The following is a 19,082-nucleotide window of genomic DNA, read 5'->3' on the forward strand; positions in this document are numbered from 1 at the left end:
CGATTTCCTTATGATCTGGAAGACGATAAAAATTGTAAAATCATGGGTATTTTGGCAGCAAAATCATCCATGGCATGATTCCCATTCGCCTCGGTCATGACCAATGCCCGTGGTTGCTGCGACGCATAAAACTGTTCAGCCTCACGATAATCTAAAACATCATCGCCTTGTTGTAATAACACCAACACTTTGTCTGCTTGCTGAACATTTGATACCGCAATTTGCTCTAAATAGTCCAATTGTGGCTCATCCAGTGTCCATGTGGCATTCACGGCATAGGGAAGCTGCTGTTGCCCAAATAAATCCCGAAAAAGTTGCCATGGTCGCATAGCAGGGTTAATCAATACAGCAGGCACAGCATGTGTTGCGACCAGTTGTGTCGCATAAAAACCGCCTAAACTACTACCCACCAGTACCGCATCCTCATGCTGACTCACCAAATCATGTAGCCGTTGCAGCGCCTGTGCTGGCGGCACATTTAAATCAGGGACATGAACCGTCCATATGCCCTCTTTCGCACAATACTGCTCTAACTGCTGCGCTTTAATTGAATTTGGACTGCTTTGAAAGCCGTGGATATATATAATATTCATACTTTTTTTGCTAACCCGCTGCAAGCTTGTCCTCATTTTTCATCATTCTGACGCAGGATTGTTTTAAATTCGTCGAAAGACTCGAATTGTTAGACAAAATAAGCCTTATTCCGCGATATTCATCGGTATTTTAAAATTATTCGAGTCAAACTCGATATGATGAAACTGAAAAAAGTTATACCTCTATCTTAAGCAAAATGAAAGCATTGAGATGAACCAAACAAAGCATCAAGGATAATCACAAATGCCGAGTTTAACACCGCTGCATGAAACGTATTGTAAATGGGATCGGACCCCACCCAGTCAAGCTGACTTACTGGAAGGTCTGGCTCAATTACTCAGTACGCCCTTGAACAATGTGGTTCAGGACTTTATGCGGACCATTCAGCGGGAAATCTTCTCCAGTATTTTTGGAGTGGATGAACAAGAGTTTAAATATCTACAAAATCTTCCGCAAATCGTCAAATTTAACCGCCTGAGCATGAATATTCTGGAAAACTACGGGCATTATCTTTTGGCACCAGGTTTGCGACAAATTATTGAAAAATATCCAAAGCTGCATGAGAAACCACTCACGCCCAGTCTGCATTTTTTAGTGGGTGTTGTGAACGGTGTGATCGGCGATTATCTGCTGCAATACCACAATCCCATCGCACTGCCGATGGTGCTGTATGATCACTATGGTGAAATTCAGCGCGGGGATTTATCGGGGCGTGTGGTGATTTTTGTGCATGGTCTGTGTATGAATCACTTGGACTGGACCAACCGCAACAATGGCGGCTTTGGTGAAAAGTTACTGGCACAGCGTGACCACAACACCATGTTGTACTTGAACTACAACTCTGGACGGCGCATTTCTGCCAATGGTCGCAGCCTTGCCAATACCCTAGAAGATCTAATTCAACGTAATCCGCGGATTACTAGTCTTGATATTATTGGGCATAGTATGGGCGGACTGGTGGCGCGCAGTGCCTTATTCTATGGTAAGCAAAACATGCATCAATGGCTGCACATGGTGGAAAATCTGGTCTGCTTAGGCTCACCGCATCATGGTGCTGCACTCGAACGTTTTGGTTTTGCAGTACAGGAAAAACTGGGACGCTTTCCGATTGTGAAATTGGCAGGACATCTGGTCAATATTCGCAGTAATGGCATTCTAGATTTACGTTATGGCAGCGTCCGTGATGATGACTGGGAACATAATGAAGCCCGCATCGGCTTCTTTGATGATAACCGTAAACCTGCGCCACTGCCTTCACATATCAATACTTATCTGGTGGCGGGAACACTGGAGTTCGAACACCGTAAAAACAAAACTTTGAAAGTGATTGGCGACTATCTGGTCAGTGTCAAAAGTGCCTTGGGTGAACATCCCAATCCACGGTTTCAGTTGAAACTACCCGAATCACATAAAGCCATTTTCTATGGGCTGAATCATCTGGAGATTCAGTATCATTCCAGCGTCGCAGAGCAAATTGTGCATTGGTTCTATCCTGAAAAAGCACAACACCATCAATTGCATGCGCATGAACATATGATTGGTCTGGATGATTATGAAGGCATTGCCCTGACCTGATGCCACATAAAAAAAAGCCAACAACAGTTGGCTTTTTTTATGCAGACGGAATGCTGTCGGTGTTATTTTTTCGCTTTTGCTACCGTTGGATAACGGCGCAGCAATTGCCACAAGCTGACGACTGCCAAAATAGTGAAAAAGACCAGCGACCATACAGGTAAAGACTGCCCCAGAAACGTCCAGTCAATCACGGCACACTCACCTGAACCAGTCAGCACTTGCGCTAACACATTTTTTAACGGTAAAGCATCAATCAGATAGTTTAAGCCTGGACCACAGCTTGGCACCTGATCTGGTGGCAGGTTCTGTAACCAGACATGCCGCGCTGCAACACCTGCCGACCATAAAATAGAGAGGCTGCCCAATAAGGCATAAAGGCGTTTGCCCCATGCAGAACTTGGGTTATGAATCAGTGCTACCAATGAAATAATGCCCAATCCCATTAAACCGACTCGCTGGAATACACACAGCGGACATGGTTCAAGACCTTGGACATGTTCGAGATACAGCGCAAACGCCATACCCACGATACTTGCGATGACTAAAAACCCGCTCACGAAGCGAAAACTCCATTGCATGGTCAAACCTCTTAATTTTTATCGATAATGTGCAAGATATTCATCAAAACTGATGGTGCTATCTTGTTCAAGTTGTTGTTGCTGTTGTAGCGATGTCTGTCCCAATTCATCAAAATACGCCTGCGTTTCAGGGCTCAGTTGATGCTGTTCATACACTGCTGCGTGTTGTTGAGCCAGTACACTACCAAAATTCCACGTCCCGCCATGGGTTAGGGTATCTGTAATCACCTGTGCCGAAAGCGTATGATCCACTTCATCAATGCGTTGCTGCATTAATTCTAAAGCCTGCACATAAAGCTGTGTGGCATTGGCTTGATCCAGCAGTTCTGCAAAGGGGCGCATGGCATCAACATGTTTTTGACACCAGTCTTCAATCGCATAATTCTGCCCATCTTCCACAATTTGTGCATTCGGGGCACGACCGCGATTCACGACTTCAGCTTGGTTCTCCTCAATCTGCTCTTGCTCGGCATCTAATAGCGCTGGACTGTCTTGTAATAAACAATACAATGCCAGTACTTCCAGAAAACCTGCACTGCTTTCATCAATCCCAATCGAGCTATACGGATTCACATCGACTGCACGCAGTTCTACATAACCCACACCACGCTTCATTAAGGCTTCGGAAGGTGTTTCGCCTGCTTGCGGCACTTGCTTTGGTCGCACCAGACTGTAGTACTCATTTTCAATTTGCAGCACGTGGTCATTAATTTGGATCGGCTCACCTTGCGCATCATTTAACCCTAAACGGCTAAAATCTGCATACGGAGTTTTGACCGCTTTTTGTAAACCGTCTAAATAACCTTGGATGTCGTTGTAATGAATGCCGAGTTGCTTCTGTGCCGAGTTCTGATAGCCAAAACGCCCCATACGTAAAGCGGTGGCATAGGGCAAATACAAGGTGCCTTTTAATAACGGCAGCAAATGATGCTCACGCCCTGTCATAAAACATTTACATACCGATGGACTGGCACCCAGCAAGAACATCACCAGCGGCGTCAGGCGAATAAAGTTACGAATCAGACCAAAATAACGATGACTGCGATAATCTTGCGCAGACAGTTGGCGTAATGCTTCATCGCTTTCTTGTTGTTGTAATGCGGCAAATAAGCTGTCTGGAAAAGATAAATTATAATGTACCCCAGAAATGGTCTGCATACGGCGACCATAGCGTACCCCTAAACCACGGCGATATAAGGTCTTGAAGCGACCAATATTGGAGCTGCCATATTGCGCCAAACGAATGTTGTCTTCTTCACTGTCCAGCATGCACGGCATCGACAAAGGCCAGAGCTTTTCTTCATGCTCTAAATGACGATGGACCACCGCATGAATGTCTTTTAAATACGTTAAAGCTTTGCCAATGGTGTCTTGTGGAGGAGTAATAAACTCCATCAAAGCTTCTGAATAATCGGTGGTAATATGCGGATGGGTCAATGCCGATCCCAAAGCTTTGGGATGATCTGCCTGCGATAGAAAACCATTGCTTTGCATACGCAAACTTTCACGTTCTATACCACGTAACATCCCTTGTAACAGCGAAGAATCCACCCAAGTCGGAAACACAGCTTGAGAGGTCGATTCGGGTTGACTCATTATCATCTCGCTTATTGGAAGAACTACTAAAATAAAATCATCAGTTTATATCAGTATACTGTGATTTGATGCCGCTACATGACACGCTGTTTATTTTTCCAACAGATTCGCAACATTTGTGGCATCTATGGAAAAGATTCAGTAAATCAGATAACTGGCATTAATATGGGTGACATCGCTCATGTTCAACGGGTCGATGTAAAAAATTCTTAAAAAGTACACCCTATTGCGGCAATTTTTTATCACAAAGTTACTCTATAAGGCACCAAAAAAATATGATTTTATTGAAGAGTAAGTGCTAAGGATCTGTAATAAAAATGAATTATCAGGATATTCTGAACTTTTGGTATGCGCCCGAAACCCAGCCGAACTGGTTTGCAAAAAGCAGCGAATTTGATCAAATTTTGGTGGAGAAGTTTAGTCAGATCCATCGACAGGCAGCCTTGGGCGAACTCTGGGAATGGCGACAACAACCTGAAGGTCGCCTGGCCGAAGTCATCATTCTGGATCAATTCTCCCGCAATTTATTCCGTGACCAAGCCGCTGCTTTTGCCCACGATGCCCTCGCACTCGGCTTGGCACAAGAAGCCATTTTGGGGCACCATCATTTACAGCTCAGTCCCGAACAGCGCTATTTTTTATACATGCCGTTTATGCACAGCGAATCACAACGGGTGCATGAATTTGGGTTAAACTTATTTGAACAGCTGGGGCATCCGATTGCCTTAGAATTTGAACGACAACATAAAGCCATTATTGACCGATTTGGACGCTATCCGCAGCGAAATATCCTGCTAGGACGAGCATCCAGTGCTGAAGAATTAGAATTTTTGACACAATCAAATCACCAATTTTAAACTCGTTGTGGCAGTTTCTCCCCCTATTTCACCAGCAATCAGTGGAGTATGAACATGAAAACCAAGCTTATTGCCCTGACCCTGATCACGCTCGCACTGGCAGGTTGTGCCTCTACACCGCCCAAACCGCGCACTTTCGATCAATTGGGGCGTTTTAATACCTATCCAATGAATACGCAAACCTATCGAGTCAGTTTTGAAGCCGACCCGAATATGAACTATGGCATGGCGGAAGAAATTACCTTGGTCAAAGCGGCGCAAACCACGGTCAAAAATGGCTTCCGTTATTTTAAAGTGCTGGATGACCCAAGCAATCTCACCAATAAACCGCCACGTCAGGCGGTGGTGTATCGTTCCCCATCCTTCTATCCTTATGGTTATTACCCTCGCCGCTTTCCAGGCTATTGGCCAGATCCATTTTACGATACGCCACAAGTGGTGAATATTGACCCTGTGCAAGTCTCCTATACCATTGAGTGCTATAAAGAAAAAAGCAAAGCACCCAGTGATGCCTTTGATGCCACCCTAATTTTGCAATCTTTAGGGCAAAAGTATGGGTTAACCGCCACTGGTGAAGTGATTCAGCCGCAACCCGTGACACCCGCCAATTAATCAACACATGACCTAGGATCTTGATATGCATGTTGCGAGCACCAGTTCGGACAATCTAAAACGCAGTAAACGCTTTGCGACCATCGCCTTGATCATGGCTGTGCTGGCTTGGCTGATCCTGATGGTGGTCGCCAAATTTTTTCCTGAATACGTATGGTTGATTCATATCTTGATGTTGTCTGCTGAAGCAGGGGTAGTCGGGGGACTGGCGGACTGGTATGCCATTACCGTGTTGTTCCGTAATCCCTTCGGGAAGATGCCAATCCCTAAGTTTTTACGTGACCACACCGAAATTATTCCGCGTAACAAAGCCCGTATTGCCGAATCGATGGGTCGCTTTGTGCAAGAAAACTTCCTTTCACCGCAAGTGGTGGAACGCAGTCTGAAAAATATCGACTTGAGTTTAGCCGTCGGTCAATGGCTAGCCAATCCACACAACAACACCCAAGTCACGCAAGTGATTCAGCAAACTGTACCCAAGATTTTTGACTTTGTCGGGCAGGAACAGATTGGTCGCTTTATTCAAAACAACAGTGTGCAATGGGTGCGCAATACCGACATCAACATGCTGGCCAGTGAGATGCTGCGTGCCGTGATTGAAAACGATTTCCACCAAGATGTGCTGCAACGCGGTCTAGATGTGGTACATGATTGGATGATTAACCATCCTGATCAAACCCGAGAACTGACGAAAAAACTGTTTAAAGAACTGGGGGTATCTAAACTGGCCAAAGGGGCCAGCTGGATTGGGATTGATGTACAACAACGCACCATCGACTCCATGATCGAGCGGGTGGAATCAATGTTGGCGAACCCAGAACATCCTTGGCGACAACAGATTGAAGAAACTGCCCAAGAACTGATGTATCAATTACAGGACCGTAACAGTAGCGCCAGCCAACGTTTGAATCGTAGCAAAAATGCCCTGCTGGATAGCCCGCAAGTACTGAATTTTATTCGGGGTGCAGTGGTGATTTTATGCGATGCCATCAAAGCAGACCTCATGCAGGCAGATTCAGGCATTGCGGCCAATCTGCGAGTGGCCATTCAACAGGTGGGTGAAAATATCATCGCCAATCAAGCGGTACGTCAGTTATTAAATGATCGCATGAGTAGTTTGGCGGTGAATTTGAGTGATCAATACAGCGAGAAAGTGATCCGTTTTATTAGCGAACGCATTCATGAATGGGACTCCCGTGAAATGATTGGCAAAATTGAAAATGAAGTGGGTGGCGACCTACACATGATTCGCGTCAATGGTGTGGTAGTGGGTGCTTTTATTGGTCTCGCGCTGGGTATTATCCGTGCTGCAGTGGATTTTCTGCTTTAATCCACCGTTTTTCAGACCTGAAAATAGATGGATTTAGACTTGTACATGCCCTGCAACATGCTAAATTAAATCGGTTTATTATCCGATGGGGCTGTGGTCATGTTAGAAATTCATTCCAAACTTCCTGCACAAGGGGTCACAATTTTTAGCCAAATGACTGCGATGGCGCAGCGCCTGAATGCCCTGAATCTTTCACAGGGCTTTCCTGATTTTTCCCCACCCCAAGCCTTACTGGAAGCCTTAAGCCATGCGACCTTGCACGGTTCTAATCAATATGCTGCGGGAGATGGCTTACTCAGTTTGCGCCAGCAAGTGGCAGCACAATTTTTACAGCGCGATCAACTGGTGATCGACCCCATCAACGAAATCACCATTACCCCTGGTGCGACCATTGCCCTGTTTAGTGCGATTCAAGCCATGCTATATGCGGGGGATGAAGTGATTGTTTTTGACCCGAGCTATGACAGCTATGCGCCAAGTATTGCCTTGGTCGGTGCCAAAGCCATTCGTATTCCTTTAACTGCACCAGATTTTCAAGTGGACTGGAATAAAGTGGCAGAAGCCATCAATGACAGAACCCGTATGGTGATTGTGAATACTCCACATAACCCAACCGGTGCCATTTGGTCGAAGCAAGATTGGCAACAGCTGATTCAACTGATTCAAACTCGTAATATTGTGGTGTTGTCTGATGAAGTGTATGAGCACTTGGTTTACGATGGACAACCGCATTATTCCGCCCTGTCTTTTCCAGAACTGCGTGAACGCAGTTTCGTGGTCGGTTCTTTTGGTAAAACCTTCCATGTCACCGGCTGGAAAACCGGTTATTGTGTGGCGGCACCAGAATTAATGAGGGTTTTCCGTCAGGTTTATCAATTTGCCAATTTCTGCGGAGTCACTCCAGTGCAAGTGGCTTTAGCCGAGTATATGCAACAGCATCCTGAACATGTACAACAGCTCGCCAGTTTTTACCAACATAAACGTGACTTGTTTACCTCTGGTCTAACTACTTCCCGTTTCCAATTTACGCCGTCACAGGGCACCTATTTCCAGAATCTGGATTATCGTGCCATCCGTCCCGATTTGAATGATGTTGAGATGTGCCACTTCCTTGCAGAACAACATGGCATTGTCGCCATCCCAATTTCCGTGTTTTATCAACAACCGCCTCAAGATTTACGCCTGATCCGGTTTTGCTTTGCCAAAACAGAACAGACCTTGGAACAGGCGATCGAGATTCTAAACCGTTGCTAGGCAATTTTTCTCGCCCTAGCGAACAGTGAAAATTCAACAGATCTCCTGCTTTTTTTCCTTGTGGCTTGTGTTATGTTGCAAAGGACACAATAAAAAATTATGGATGATAAATCACGAATATGGCTGCCGTCCCTCATGGTCCCTTGATCAATTCTGACAAGTTCTGGAAAGCATTTCTTTGGTTTCTGCTGCCGCTGATTGCCACCAATATTTTACAAAACCTGTCTGGCACCATTAATACAGTGTTTGTCGGACAAATGCTTGGGGTTCATGCGGTTGCTGCTGTATCGGTCTATTTTCCCATCTTGTTTTGCTTACTGGCTTTTATCATTGGTTTGTCGGCAGGTTCAACGGTGCTGATTGGGCAGGCTTGGGGCGCACAAAATCTCGAAAAAGTCCGTAGCGTGGTCGGTTCTACCCTATTTATGACCCTGATTGGCGGAAGTGTGATTGCCTTGTTTGGGGTACTCTTTGCCAAACAGATTTTATTATTGTTGGGGATCGACCTTGAAATCATGCATATGTCTTTACCTTATGTACAATGGATGATGGCAGGTAGCCCCCTGCTGTTTGTGTATATTATTTATACCTCCATTTTACGCGGTGTAGGCGACAGTATTACCCCGCTGATTGCACTCGGTATGACCAGTTTAATTGGTTTGGTAATCACCCCTGTGCTAATTGCAGGATATTTTGGTTTTCCTCAATTGGGTATCATTGCCCCAGCCATTGCGACCATTATTGGCTATGCCGCAGTGCTACTGTTTTTAATGGTCTATCTGAATAAAAAAAATCACCCACTGCGTCCAGATCGCGAATTATTCAGGCATATCCGTCATCAACCTGAACTGAGTCGGATTATTCTGCGTCTGGGCATTCCAACCGGCATACAAATGGTCACCACGTCGGTGGCAGGCTTGGTCATAGTCGGACTCGTCAACCGTTATGGTTCTGAGGCGACTGCAGCCTATGGTGCGGTCAATCAGGTGCTGAACTACATCCAGTTTCCTGCACTTTCCATTTCAATTGCAGCCTCGATTTTCGCTGCCCAAGCGATTGGCGCAGGCAAAGCTGATTTACTCACCAAAGTCACCCGCACTGCCCTGCGTATGAATATCATCATCACAGGCATCTTGGTGATTTTGGCGTATCTGTTTTCCAAATATTTAATGGCGCTGTTTATTACCGATCCTAATGTGGTCGCTTTAGGGCAACAATTGCTGTTTATTGTGCTGTGGTCGATTCTATTTTTTGGTGCCAGCGCAATTTTTGCTTCGATTATGCGTGCCAGTGGAACCGTCAATATTCCAATGCTAATTAACATTGCTGCGATTGTGCTGATTGAAGTGCCGTGTGCGTATCTGTTTAGTCAATGGTTTGGCTTAAAAGGCATCTGGTATGGCTATGCTCTGGCATTTGTCAGCCTGTGTATTATGCAAGGACTGTATTATCAATTTGTCTGGAAAAAGAAAACGGTAAAAACCTTAATTTGAAAGCACGCTATAGAAAAAGCGCGTATTGATCCGCAGATTAATACGCGCTTTTTTTTATTTAAAACGCTTGCTTAATGACGTCGCCATAGCCGTCACTTTCTGATAGCCTGTCGGCAAAATACGCTGAATCAGATCTAAAGATTTCGCATCATTACCAATCAATACACGACGCTTGTCTTTTTGCACCGCATTTAGAATTTCACGCGCCGCCTCTTCAGGTGGAATACGTAACATCTTGTTGAACGACCGTGCCGATTTTTCAGGATTCATGCCCAAGCTACGCAAGCTGTCATTCATTCGCGCATCATTGGCGATATTGGTACGAATGCCGCCTGGGTGTACACACAGCGCACTCACGCCACAATTTTCAATATCCAGTTCTTGACGTAAAGATTCAGTAAAGCCACGTACCGCAAATTTAGTGGCATTGTACGCCGATTGCGTTGGCTGAGCGGTTAAGCCAAATAAGCTAGAAATATTGATAATATGTCCATCACCTGTTTGCTTAATCAGCGGTAAAAATTCTTTGGTACCGTAGACCACACCCCAAAAATTAATCCCGACAATCCACTCCAGTTCGTCGTAACTCGCACCTTCCACCGTCGAGCCCAATGCCACTCCAGCATTGTTAAAAATCATATTCACCGAACCATGATCTTGTACGGTTTCTTCTGCCCATACACGCATGGCTTCGCGGTCAGATACATCCAGTTTTTGGGTCGTGACACGAACATTGCTGTCTTTGAGTAGTTCTACAGTTTTCGCCAAACCTTGTTCGTTAATATCACTTAAAGAAAGATGGCAGCCTTGTTTCGCTAACAGCACTGCCAGTTGCTGACCGATCCCTGAGCCCGCACCAGTGACGGCTGCTACTTTATTGTTAAATGTTTTCATTTTCTATCCTTATGGGTGGCATAGGCTTTGACACAATACCAGCACTGTTATTTTTTGCACTATGCCGTTGACGCTTTCAATATAAATTTGACAATAACCATTGTCAATAATTGCCTGACGAATCTCATCTCTGCTTCAAGCATGGCTAAAATTTAGGTTTTTACTACAATAGTTGTTAAACTAGAGCCTGTCTTTGCTACGTTTTGCCCTTATGACTGATACCAATAGCAACAATACGGAACAAAATAACAATCCCACCAAAAGTAGAGAACGTCAGTTTAAAGGACTGTCCTTAACTGAACGTAAGCAGGCACGTCGTGAGAAACTCATCGAAGCAGGTATCGAAGTTTACGGCACCCATGGTTTCTTTGCTGTAACCGTCAAAGATATCTGTAATGAAGCCAAACTGACTGAACGTTATTTTTATGAATCATTTAAAAAAAGCGATCAACTGTTCCAAACCATCTTCTTGAAATTGATTGATGAGCTACAGCAAAATGTGATGCAGGCAATTATGCAAGCCTCCAGCAGCCATGAAAAAATGGTCGATGCAGGGTTAACTGCCTTACTCACAACACTGAAAGATAACCCGCGTATGGCACGTATTATTTATATTGATGCTATGTTGGTGCAAGAACTGCATAACCAGGCCACCATTCATGAAACCATGCTACGGTTTGACCGTATGATTCATGCGTTTGTCATGTTGATGATGCCCAATATACCGCATTCAGAACGTGAAATTTCATGGGTTTCTACAGGCTTAAATGGATATGTTACGCAAATTGCCATTCGTTGGGTGATGAGTGGTTTTAAACAGTCCTTGGAGGATGTTTTGGCTTCTTGCAGAGTGGTGTTTTTGACATTACTTGCATCATTTTCAGATAAAAAAAATTAAATTACAGCTATTTAATTTTTACAGAAATTTGAAATGGTTTAAGCGACCCTGTCCCCGACTGTCTAAAATTGTTCATGTTTTCGACTATAAATTGTCACAAAACTTTGCGAAAATCGGCATTCTCCCCTATTCTGCAATGATACTGTCATAATTAATCTTTGTAATAAGCCTGTCATAAATAAAAAACGGCCTACCGTTATCATCAATAGGATATTGCGTTGTGAAAGATGACTACATACTAATCGTCGATGACGAACTTCCGATTCGAGAGATGATTCACACCTCTTTGGATATGGCAGGCTTTCAATGCTTACAAGCAGAAGATGCAAAACAAGCACATCAAATGATTGTGGATCAACGTCCAGCACTGATCCTGCTCGACTGGATGATGCCTGGTGGCGTAAGTGGTGTCGACCTGTGCCGTCGCCTGAAACGCGATGAAAATCTGGCAGAAATTCCTGTCATTATGTTGACTGCACGTGGAGAAGAAGACCATAAAGTCCAAGGTCTCGATGCAGGTGCGGACGATTACATGACCAAGCCTTTTTCAACTCGAGAATTGGTTTCTCGAATTAAAGCGGTACTACGTCGTGCCAATGCGCTCAGTGGTGAAAAAACCATTGATGCCAATGGCTTAATGCTGGATCCTGTGAGCCAGCGCGTAAGTTTTAGCAACAATATTTTAGAAATGGGTCCAACAGAATACCGTTTACTGGCGTTCTTCATGACACATCCTGAACGTGCTTATACCCGTGCACAGCTGCTCGATCAAGTTTGGGGTGGTAATGTGTATATCGAAGACCGTACTATTGATGTGCATATTCGTCGCCTGCGCAAAGTTTTAGAACCGTATGGTGCAGACCGTTTTGTGCAAACCGTACGTGGTACAGGTTACCGCTTCTCTACTCGTGCAGATGTTGCTTTAGGTTAATTTTAGTTTTATGTATGAACCATACCCCGTCCCCGAACTGGCCCGTGAGCATCAAAAATTCCGCTATAGCAGTTTGTGGACTTTTGCCAAACAAGATTTACGCTTACTGGCTTTTCTCTTACTGATTGCAAGCTTAGTCGGTTTTGGCATTGGGTATTTCTGGATCTGCATTTTTGCCGGCTTCTCGATTTTTTTTATTTTCCAATTACGTTCTTTGTATTTGGTCAATGAATGGATTTCCAATCGTCCCTATGATGTCCCACCTAATCTGAATGGGATTTGGGGTGCATTACTGTTCAATGTCTATCGTGCCCAACGCCAAGAACGTATTGTGCAAGCTGAAATGGTTGGCTTGATTGACCGTGCACAATCTTCTTTGGTGGCGCTTGCGGAAGCGGTGGTGCTGATTGATGAATCACATCAAATAGAATGGTGGAATCCCGCGGCGGAAAAACTGTTGGGTATTCAGTCACTCGATCGTGGTCGTAATATTATGACCATTTTGAGACAACCGAGTTTTATTGAATATTTCAAACAAAGCGATCAAATTCCTGATGGCATCAAAATGAAGTCCTCAGTGTTCGAAGATCACTATGTGCAAATCAAAATGACCCGTTTTGGCGGTGAAAGCCGTCTACTGGTGGCCTATGACGTGACGCGCATGCACAACTTGGAGCAAATGCGTAAAGACTTTGTCGATAATATTTCGCATGAATTACGCACGCCTTTAACGGTACTCTCTGGCTATATTGAAACCTTTACCGATCAAGAAGATCTCAATCCCCGCTGGAAACGTGCTTTTGAGCAAATGCAGGCACAAACCAAACGCATGAATGCTTTGGTGAATGACCTGTTATTGCTATCGCGTCTGGAAAACAATAAGCAGATTGCCAAAAACCAGATTATTGAAATGCCAAGCCTGATGAATCAGTTATTTGATGATGCGCAGGCGTATAACGTGGATTATGGTCATACTCTGAATCTGGATATCGACAGTCATTGCGACCTGATTGGTTCAGATACTGAGTTGGCGAGTGCCTTTAGTAATTTAATCACCAATGCGATTAAATACACCCCGAAAGGCGGTACCATTACCATGGGTTGGCATGATGATGGCGAACATGGTTATTTCACCGTAGAAGACACGGGCATTGGCATTGATCCCAAACATTTACCACGTTTAACCGAGCGTTTCTACCGTGTGGATAGCGCGCGTAGCCGTCAAACTGGGGGAACGGGTTTAGGACTGGCAATCGTGAAGCACGTGCTGATGCAACACAACGCGTATTTAGAAATTGAATCGAAAGAGAATCAAGGCTCAACCTTTAAAGTGGTGTTCCCGAAAGAACGTCTTTATCACATGAGCTAAATCATTATTTTTTAAATTATTAAAAGTTTATATTGAGATGGCTGTCTAATACAGCCATCTCAACCTTATGCTTAAACCGTGTGACCCAGCGCCTGCCCCATCACCACAGTTGAATTGGCTTTAAATTGCTCATCCCACTGCATTTTATTTTGTTCAAACAAAATAATTGCGGTTGAACCTAAATAAAAACGTCCCAACTCCGCACCTTTTTCAAGGAACAAATTGTGCTGGTTCAGTTCTAAACGCCCTGTTGGTTTAACTTTGCCTGTTGCCACAGTCTCAATGCCCGCTACAATCATCGCACCCACCAAGACCACGGCCATACGACCCAATTCGGTATCGAACAAACACACCATACGCTCGTTACGTGCAAACAAGCCTGGAATATTTTCAGCCGTGGTTTGATTCACAGAGAACAGCTCACCTGGAACATACAACGTTTCGGTTAACGTGCCTGCAAATGGCATATGCACGCGGTGATAGTCACGCGGCGACAAATACACCGTTGCAAATTCACCATGTTTGAATGGCTCCGCCAACTGTGGGTCTGCAATCAGCTTTTCCACCGAAAAACTTTGACCTTTGGCTTGAAACACTTCACCTGACTCAATGTGACCCAATTGTGAAATCGCACCATCCGCAGGCGACACAATGCTGTTGGCATCAGTATCAATTTCACGCACACCATCTTGCAAAGCACGGGTAAAGAATTCATTGAATGACTTGTATTTCAAAGCATTTTTTTGCTCTGCAATTGACATATCAATGCCATATTGCGCTTTAAATGCAGAAATGACCGTGTTTTTAATCAACTGGTTTTCACTGGCAGCAATCTTACCCACCACACGGGAGAGCTGATGTTGCGGCACAACACGTTGTGCTTGAATAAAGAATTGTTTTGTTAAACGTGAGGTGAGGCTCAAGACGGTAACTCTCCAGTAACGATTGGACTATCGAGGCGGTTGCCCCATTCACTCCACGCACCATCATAAGCTCGGATATTCCAACCCAATACACGACCCAAAATATAAGCCAAACCTGAACGATGATGTGACTGACAGTACACCACGACAGGTTCCTGTAAATTGAAACCTTGTTGTTCTAAGCGTTGTTGTGTGCGTTCTAAAGCGTGCAATTTTAAATGATTTTCACGATTAAGTGCAGTACTCCATTCAAAATGACGTGCATTTGGAATATGACCGCCACGACGAGCTGCCAATCTGAGACCCGTATATTCATCTTCTGTTCGGCAATCCCACAGCTGAATTGCCTGCTGCTCGACTAACGGCAACAGCTCTTTATATTGAATACGCACCAGATCTTGCTCAGCCAAATTGACTTGAACTAAGGGTGCTACAGGGGCAAATTGCTCTTGCTCAGACGTGGTCGGCAAGCTTTGTGCCAACCAAGCATGAATCCCGCCATTCAGCAGTGAGGTGTTATAAAAACCTAAGCAGTGTAAATCCCAGATCAAACGTCCTGCCCAAGCCCCGCCTTCATCATCATAAACCACTACATGATGCTCAGGCGTAATATTCAAACACTGAATTAACGCTGTCAAAGCTTCAGCATCAGGCAACAAGCCCGTGGCATTTTCTTCTTGGCGAAGTAGTTGCGCAGGTTTGAGATGAATGGCATGTGGAATATGCAGCTGCTCATAGACTGAACTTCTACTTAAATCCACGATACGTAATTTTTCATTTCCTAAAAGTGGAAGCAATTCTTCCACATCGATTAATAAACCCAAATTCAGCGTCGATTCCGTCATCTTTTTTTACACGTTTTGTTCTGGCAACTGCTTGATGTTAGCATAAGCCTATAGCTACAGAATGCCGATTTTCCTGCAAATCTAAGCAGAAAATCTGCAATATAAATGGATTAAACAGCAGGTTCAGTAATCTGGAAGACCTGACGTAAATAAGCCAAGAATGTATCGTTATCAGTCATGGTCTTGCCTGGACTGTCCGAAATTTTCGCCACCGATTGACCATTACATTCCACCAGTTTCAACACAATATTTAACGGGGTCTGCCCCATGTCATTGGTTAAGTTAGTGCCAATCCCGAAACTGACTTTAAAGCGGTCTTTAAAATATTGATGTAAAGCCCATGCCTTATTTAAATTCAAACCATCACTAAAGGTCAGCATTTTGGTTCTGCTGTCAATTTTTAAGGTTTGGTAATGGTCATAAGCTTTATCCCCCCACACAAAGGGATCCCCACTGTCGTGTCTTAGACCATCGAATAATTTGGCAAAATACAGATCAAAATCTCGCAAGAAGGCATCCATCCCGACCACATCGGTCAGGGCAATCCCCAAGTCACCCCGATACTCTTGCACCCATGTTTCAAGCGCTGCTTTTTGAAAGTCACGTAAACGGACATCTAGAGCCTGAAATGCCTGTAAGAACTCATGTGCCATGGTACCAATCGGTGAAATTCCCAATTCTTTTGCCAACAGTACATTACTGGTTCCACGGAATACATTCGGTACAGCACGATGAAATGCCTGAATCACATGTCTCTGCCACGCCAAACTATAACGTCGACGAGTGCCAAAATCTGAGACCAAAAATGGCGGATCTTCAGGGCGCTGCTGTAGTTCACATTGCTGAATAAATTCGATCTTGGCGGTTAAGCGGCGCTGACCTTCTTCTAACACTTCAGGTGTGCGAATACGCTGAAAATACAGTTCATTCACTATCGCGAGCACGAAAATCTCAAACATCATCGCCTGCACCATCGGACCTTCGACCCAGATGTCCAAGCGACCTTCGCTGTCTATTCCGGTATGAATAAAGCGGCGTTTGAGTTGGAATAATTCTAAATAATCAACAAAGTCGCTTTTGATAAAGCGCAGGCTACGCAAATATTGTAATTCGTCTTCTTTAAATCGGAGCTGACACAAATAATCCAACTGTTCATTCAAATCTTGCAGAATATCCACCAAGGGATACACAGTTTCATCCAAATTACGGCAACGGAAATGGTAGACACTATGCGTTTGCGGAAACTTATGCAGCACCACTTGTAGCATGGTGAATTTATATAAGTCAGTATCGAGTAAAGATTGAATGATTGCAGACATAAAGGTTCAGTTTTTATCAACTTCTAGCATTAAAGCACACTTTCAGAGTGAAAAAAGCCATTGATTGTATAAAACGCAACAAATCAGAAGCATGCTTCATCTGCATCACATGATCTTTGCTACAATGCCCAGCACATCAAATATTGAGGGATTCTCGTGCGTGCCTTATTACAACGAGTACTTGAAGCCAAAGTCGTGGTCGACGGTCAAGTAACGGGTGAAATTCAACATGGCTTGCTGGTCTTTTTGGGACTCGGTAAAGAAGATCAGCTGGAAAAAGGTAAAAAGCTGATTGATAAAATTTTGAAGTACCGCATTTTTGATGATGAACAAGGCAAAATGGGCTGGAATGTGGCACAAGCACAAGGTGGCTTATTGTTGGTATCGCAATTTACCTTAATGGCACAAACCCAAAAAGGCTTACGCCCCGATTTTGGTCCTGCGATGCCGCCTGATGCGGCTAAAGTGCTGTATGAGCAGCTGGTCGACTATGCCAAATCACAATTTGAGCAAGTGCAAACAGGTATTTTTGCCGCAGATATGAAAGTCCATTTGGTCAATGATGGTCCTGTGACTTTTCAGCTTGAAGTCGAATAAAAGCCAAAGCATAAAAAAGCCTACAATTGACTGTAGGCTTTTTAGATTGTTGTGCAATCTTTTTGAGTCTTAACGACCAGTCTTTTCTTTTAAAAATTGGCGTGCCAATTGAATTTTTTCTTTCACAGGTTTTGGTAACTTAGGTGGAATCAATTTTGCAGCTTTGTTGAACCAAACCAATAAGCTGAAATCACCTTCCATTTTGATGCTGCCATTTTGCATGCCAGTCATGAATGCCGATGGATCACCTTTTAATAAGGTTTTCACGCCTTGCTCGCTATCCGCAAATTGCAAAATAAAATCCGCTTTCTCGGTATCCCCTGAAACTGTATCAATTTGTCCGTTGTTGATAATAATCTGACGCGCTACGCCTTGATCTGTCCCAATTTGAATACGAAATTGACGGTCATGAATCAACTCAATAAATTTAGGACTTGTACGAGCCAGTTGTTTCATGCGTAAAACTAAACTCGCCACAAGTAGATCTAGTGGGTCCGTGCTCACATCGACCAATGGTAGCTTTACAACTGGAATTGAAGACAGTTTCATGACGTTTGAAGCCTATTGTAATTGTAGAAAAATTGACTGCTCCATCCTACCATAACTTAATTCTGATGGAAGCTAGGCTTTGTATAACAATCCTGATCTGAGTGTAAAAGTCACACGCTGAAATTTTATCCCAATCACAAAAGCATTGAATTTTTGTCGAGTCTGTAAGACGGTCTACTCTCAGGTGCCAAATTCTTTTTTTATAAAGATTGAATTGAAGATGGGAAACCAAATTTTTCAGCATATTGAGTCAACATAAACCCATCTGAACACTCTAGATTTATGCTTCTTTATTCTTTTGAATCACAATTGACTCAAAACTGCGCTCCCTCTCATTCAAGATGAAAAGGAGCCTGAAAATTAACGACTACTATATTGCTGATCATCTTCATACACAGGGGTATGTTCGATATAACGGCGTTTTGAGTTCGCACGTTCTGCACGACGATCTTCACGGAACAATAACAAGGTAAGCATGCCCATGGCGATGCTGACCGCAGCCAGATAGCTATATGCCATTGGTAATTCAAACATGACCTGAATGCTCAAGCGGATCATTTCTAGCAAGCCCCAGAACATCATGCCTGCGAACATAAAGCTCAGCCAACGACGATAAGGCGAGAAGAAAACCGCAATCAGTGCAACAGTCACACAACTCAAGCCAATTATGGTTGCTAAATTCGCTGTGACCATAAAAACCTCCGTCTTCAATGGGGATGATGTCTGGGCAGGTGCCCGAGCAGCAATCCACATGACCTATATTAATTTTGTGAAATTTGTCTATCTATGTCTCTATGCAAGCATTATGAGCAGTTTTAAACAGAAAAAAAGCCATGCTTTTTTAATGAGCGACATATGTTGTCGCAAT

At 44.0% G+C, this 19,082-nt stretch carries 19 protein-coding genes; 10 read left to right on the forward strand and 9 right to left on the reverse strand.

The window, feature by feature from the left end:
* Positions 1-8 precede the first annotated feature (8 nt).
* On the reverse strand, positions 9-593 hold the full coding sequence (locus tag MKI85_RS04910; protein WP_241625537.1) for a YqiA/YcfP family alpha/beta fold hydrolase: 585 nt from the start codon (positions 591-593) through the stop codon (positions 9-11).
* Between the two features lie 244 nt (positions 594-837).
* Between MKI85_RS04910 and MKI85_RS04915 the strand changes: the two genes are divergently transcribed.
* Positions 838-2,169 carry a GPI inositol-deacylase gene (locus MKI85_RS04915; protein ID WP_241625539.1) on the forward strand — a complete coding sequence of 444 codons (1,332 nt, stop codon included), beginning with the start codon at positions 838-840 and terminating at the stop codon, positions 2,167-2,169.
* Between the two features lie 62 nt (positions 2,170-2,231).
* Here MKI85_RS04915 and MKI85_RS04920 read toward each other — a convergent pair whose 3' ends face one another.
* Both MKI85_RS04920 and gshA read right to left on the reverse strand, forming a co-directional pair.
* Positions 2,232-2,747 (reverse strand): disulfide bond formation protein B, encoded by a 516-nt coding sequence (locus MKI85_RS04920; RefSeq protein WP_241625541.1) that lies wholly within the window; start codon positions 2,745-2,747, stop codon positions 2,232-2,234.
* Between the two features lie 18 nt (positions 2,748-2,765).
* Positions 2,766-4,343, reverse strand: a complete 1,578-nt coding sequence (gene gshA, locus MKI85_RS04925) for a glutamate--cysteine ligase (RefSeq protein WP_241625543.1) — start codon at positions 4,341-4,343, stop codon at positions 2,766-2,768.
* A gap of 317 nt (positions 4,344-4,660) precedes the next feature.
* Here gshA and MKI85_RS04930 point away from each other — a divergent pair, with 317 nt between their 5' ends.
* The 5 genes from MKI85_RS04930 to MKI85_RS04950 all read left to right on the forward strand — a co-directional run bounded on the left by MKI85_RS04930 (position 4,661) and on the right by MKI85_RS04950 (position 9,889).
* Positions 4,661-5,200, forward strand: coding sequence for a DUF924 family protein (locus tag MKI85_RS04930; protein WP_241625545.1), 540 nt, complete (start codon positions 4,661-4,663; stop codon positions 5,198-5,200).
* Positions 5,201-5,254: 54 nt separating this feature from the next.
* Positions 5,255-5,812 carry a CC0125/CC1285 family lipoprotein gene (locus MKI85_RS04935; RefSeq protein WP_241625547.1) on the forward strand — a complete coding sequence of 186 codons (558 nt, stop codon included), beginning with the start codon at positions 5,255-5,257 and terminating at the stop codon, positions 5,810-5,812.
* 25 nt (positions 5,813-5,837) lie between these two features.
* Positions 5,838-7,142, forward strand: a complete 1,305-nt coding sequence (locus MKI85_RS04940) for a DUF445 domain-containing protein (protein WP_241625549.1) — start codon at positions 5,838-5,840, stop codon at positions 7,140-7,142.
* 99 nt (positions 7,143-7,241) lie between these two features.
* Positions 7,242-8,396, forward strand: coding sequence for a methionine aminotransferase (locus tag MKI85_RS04945; protein ID WP_241625551.1), 1,155 nt, complete (start codon positions 7,242-7,244; stop codon positions 8,394-8,396).
* A 119-nt stretch (positions 8,397-8,515) separates the two neighbouring features.
* The gene (locus MKI85_RS04950; protein ID WP_241625552.1) at positions 8,516-9,889 is read left to right on the forward strand and encodes an MATE family efflux transporter; all 1,374 of its coding nucleotides are present in this window, start codon (positions 8,516-8,518) and stop codon (positions 9,887-9,889) included.
* Positions 9,890-9,943: 54 nt separating this feature from the next.
* Here the strand turns inward: MKI85_RS04950 and MKI85_RS04955 are convergent, their stop codons facing one another.
* Complete coding sequence (locus tag MKI85_RS04955; protein WP_241625555.1) at positions 9,944-10,783, reverse strand: SDR family NAD(P)-dependent oxidoreductase; 840 nt, start codon at positions 10,781-10,783, stop codon at positions 9,944-9,946.
* A gap of 211 nt (positions 10,784-10,994) precedes the next feature.
* On the opposite strand from MKI85_RS04955, the gene MKI85_RS04960 reads away from it, so the two are divergent.
* The 3 genes from MKI85_RS04960 to phoR all read left to right on the forward strand — a co-directional run bounded on the left by MKI85_RS04960 (position 10,995) and on the right by phoR (position 13,981).
* Complete coding sequence (locus tag MKI85_RS04960) at positions 10,995-11,681, forward strand: TetR/AcrR family transcriptional regulator (RefSeq protein ID WP_241625557.1); 687 nt, start codon at positions 10,995-10,997, stop codon at positions 11,679-11,681.
* A gap of 220 nt (positions 11,682-11,901) precedes the next feature.
* The gene (gene phoB / locus MKI85_RS04965) at positions 11,902-12,612 is read left to right on the forward strand and encodes a phosphate regulon transcriptional regulator PhoB (RefSeq protein ID WP_241625560.1); all 711 of its coding nucleotides are present in this window, start codon (positions 11,902-11,904) and stop codon (positions 12,610-12,612) included.
* Positions 12,613-12,622: 10 nt separating this feature from the next.
* Positions 12,623-13,981 (forward strand): phosphate regulon sensor histidine kinase PhoR, encoded by a 1,359-nt coding sequence (gene phoR / locus MKI85_RS04970; protein ID WP_241625561.1) that lies wholly within the window; start codon positions 12,623-12,625, stop codon positions 13,979-13,981.
* A 71-nt stretch (positions 13,982-14,052) separates the two neighbouring features.
* On the opposite strand, the gene asd is transcribed toward phoR, so the two are convergent.
* The 3 genes from asd to pncB all read right to left on the reverse strand — a co-directional run bounded on the left by asd (position 14,053) and on the right by pncB (position 17,068).
* Positions 14,053-14,904: an archaetidylserine decarboxylase gene (gene asd, locus MKI85_RS04975; RefSeq protein ID WP_241625563.1), complete on the reverse strand. Its 852-nt coding sequence runs from the start codon at positions 14,902-14,904 to the stop codon at positions 14,053-14,055.
* Positions 14,901-15,749, reverse strand: coding sequence for a sulfurtransferase (locus MKI85_RS04980; RefSeq protein WP_241625566.1), 849 nt, complete (start codon positions 15,747-15,749; stop codon positions 14,901-14,903). Before MKI85_RS04980 ends, asd begins: the two co-directional genes overlap by 4 nt.
* A 110-nt stretch (positions 15,750-15,859) precedes the next feature.
* Entirely contained in the window at positions 15,860-17,068 is a 1,209-nt protein-coding gene (gene pncB / locus MKI85_RS04985) for a nicotinate phosphoribosyltransferase (protein ID WP_241625567.1), read from the reverse strand.
* 156 nt (positions 17,069-17,224) lie between these two features.
* Between pncB and dtd the strand changes: the two genes are divergently transcribed.
* Complete coding sequence (dtd, locus tag MKI85_RS04990; protein WP_241625569.1) at positions 17,225-17,665, forward strand: D-aminoacyl-tRNA deacylase; 441 nt, start codon at positions 17,225-17,227, stop codon at positions 17,663-17,665.
* A gap of 69 nt (positions 17,666-17,734) precedes the next feature.
* Here dtd and MKI85_RS04995 read toward each other — a convergent pair whose 3' ends face one another.
* Positions 17,735-18,214 carry an SCP-2 sterol transfer family protein gene (locus MKI85_RS04995; RefSeq protein ID WP_241625572.1) on the reverse strand — a complete coding sequence of 160 codons (480 nt, stop codon included), beginning with the start codon at positions 18,212-18,214 and terminating at the stop codon, positions 17,735-17,737.
* A gap of 360 nt (positions 18,215-18,574) precedes the next feature.
* A complete protein-coding gene (gene aciT, locus MKI85_RS05000) occupies positions 18,575-18,907 on the reverse strand; it encodes a ciprofloxacin tolerance protein AciT (RefSeq protein WP_241625573.1) in 333 nt (110 codons plus the stop codon).
* Positions 18,908-19,082 lie beyond the last annotated feature (175 nt).

This window comes from Acinetobacter zhairuonensis (assembly GCF_022601715.1).
Classification (GTDB): Bacteria; Pseudomonadota; Gammaproteobacteria; order Pseudomonadales; family Moraxellaceae; genus Acinetobacter.

Excerpts from the sequence above, each read along its gene's own strand:
- MKI85_RS04950 (WP_241625552.1), top strand. The coding sequence starts at position 8,516 with ATGGCTGCCGTCCCTCATGGTCCCTTGATCAATTCTGACAAGTTCTGG.
- gshA (WP_241625543.1), bottom strand. The coding sequence starts at position 4,343 with ATGAGTCAACCCGAATCGACCTCTCAAGCTGTGTTTCCGACTTGGGTG.
- MKI85_RS04995 (WP_241625572.1), bottom strand. The coding sequence starts at position 18,214 with ATGAAACTGTCTTCAATTCCAGTTGTAAAGCTACCATTGGTCGATGTG.
- MKI85_RS04910 (WP_241625537.1), bottom strand. The coding sequence starts at position 593 with ATGAATATTATATATATCCACGGCTTTCAAAGCAGTCCAAATTCAATT.
- MKI85_RS04915 (WP_241625539.1), top strand. The coding sequence starts at position 838 with ATGCCGAGTTTAACACCGCTGCATGAAACGTATTGTAAATGGGATCGG.
- MKI85_RS04930 (WP_241625545.1), top strand. The coding sequence starts at position 4,661 with ATGAATTATCAGGATATTCTGAACTTTTGGTATGCGCCCGAAACCCAG.
- MKI85_RS04960 (WP_241625557.1), top strand. The coding sequence starts at position 10,995 with ATGACTGATACCAATAGCAACAATACGGAACAAAATAACAATCCCACC.
- MKI85_RS04980 (WP_241625566.1), bottom strand. The coding sequence starts at position 15,749 with ATGACGGAATCGACGCTGAATTTGGGTTTATTAATCGATGTGGAAGAA.
- MKI85_RS04920 (WP_241625541.1), bottom strand. The coding sequence starts at position 2,747 with ATGCAATGGAGTTTTCGCTTCGTGAGCGGGTTTTTAGTCATCGCAAGT.
- phoR (WP_241625561.1), top strand. The coding sequence starts at position 12,623 with ATGTATGAACCATACCCCGTCCCCGAACTGGCCCGTGAGCATCAAAAA.
- MKI85_RS04940 (WP_241625549.1), top strand. The coding sequence starts at position 5,838 with ATGCATGTTGCGAGCACCAGTTCGGACAATCTAAAACGCAGTAAACGC.
- aciT (WP_241625573.1), bottom strand. The coding sequence starts at position 18,907 with ATGGTCACAGCGAATTTAGCAACCATAATTGGCTTGAGTTGTGTGACT.
- MKI85_RS04935 (WP_241625547.1), top strand. The coding sequence starts at position 5,255 with ATGAAAACCAAGCTTATTGCCCTGACCCTGATCACGCTCGCACTGGCA.
- pncB (WP_241625567.1), bottom strand. The coding sequence starts at position 17,068 with ATGTCTGCAATCATTCAATCTTTACTCGATACTGACTTATATAAATTC.
- MKI85_RS04955 (WP_241625555.1), bottom strand. The coding sequence starts at position 10,783 with ATGAAAACATTTAACAATAAAGTAGCAGCCGTCACTGGTGCGGGCTCA.
- MKI85_RS04945 (WP_241625551.1), top strand. The coding sequence starts at position 7,242 with ATGTTAGAAATTCATTCCAAACTTCCTGCACAAGGGGTCACAATTTTT.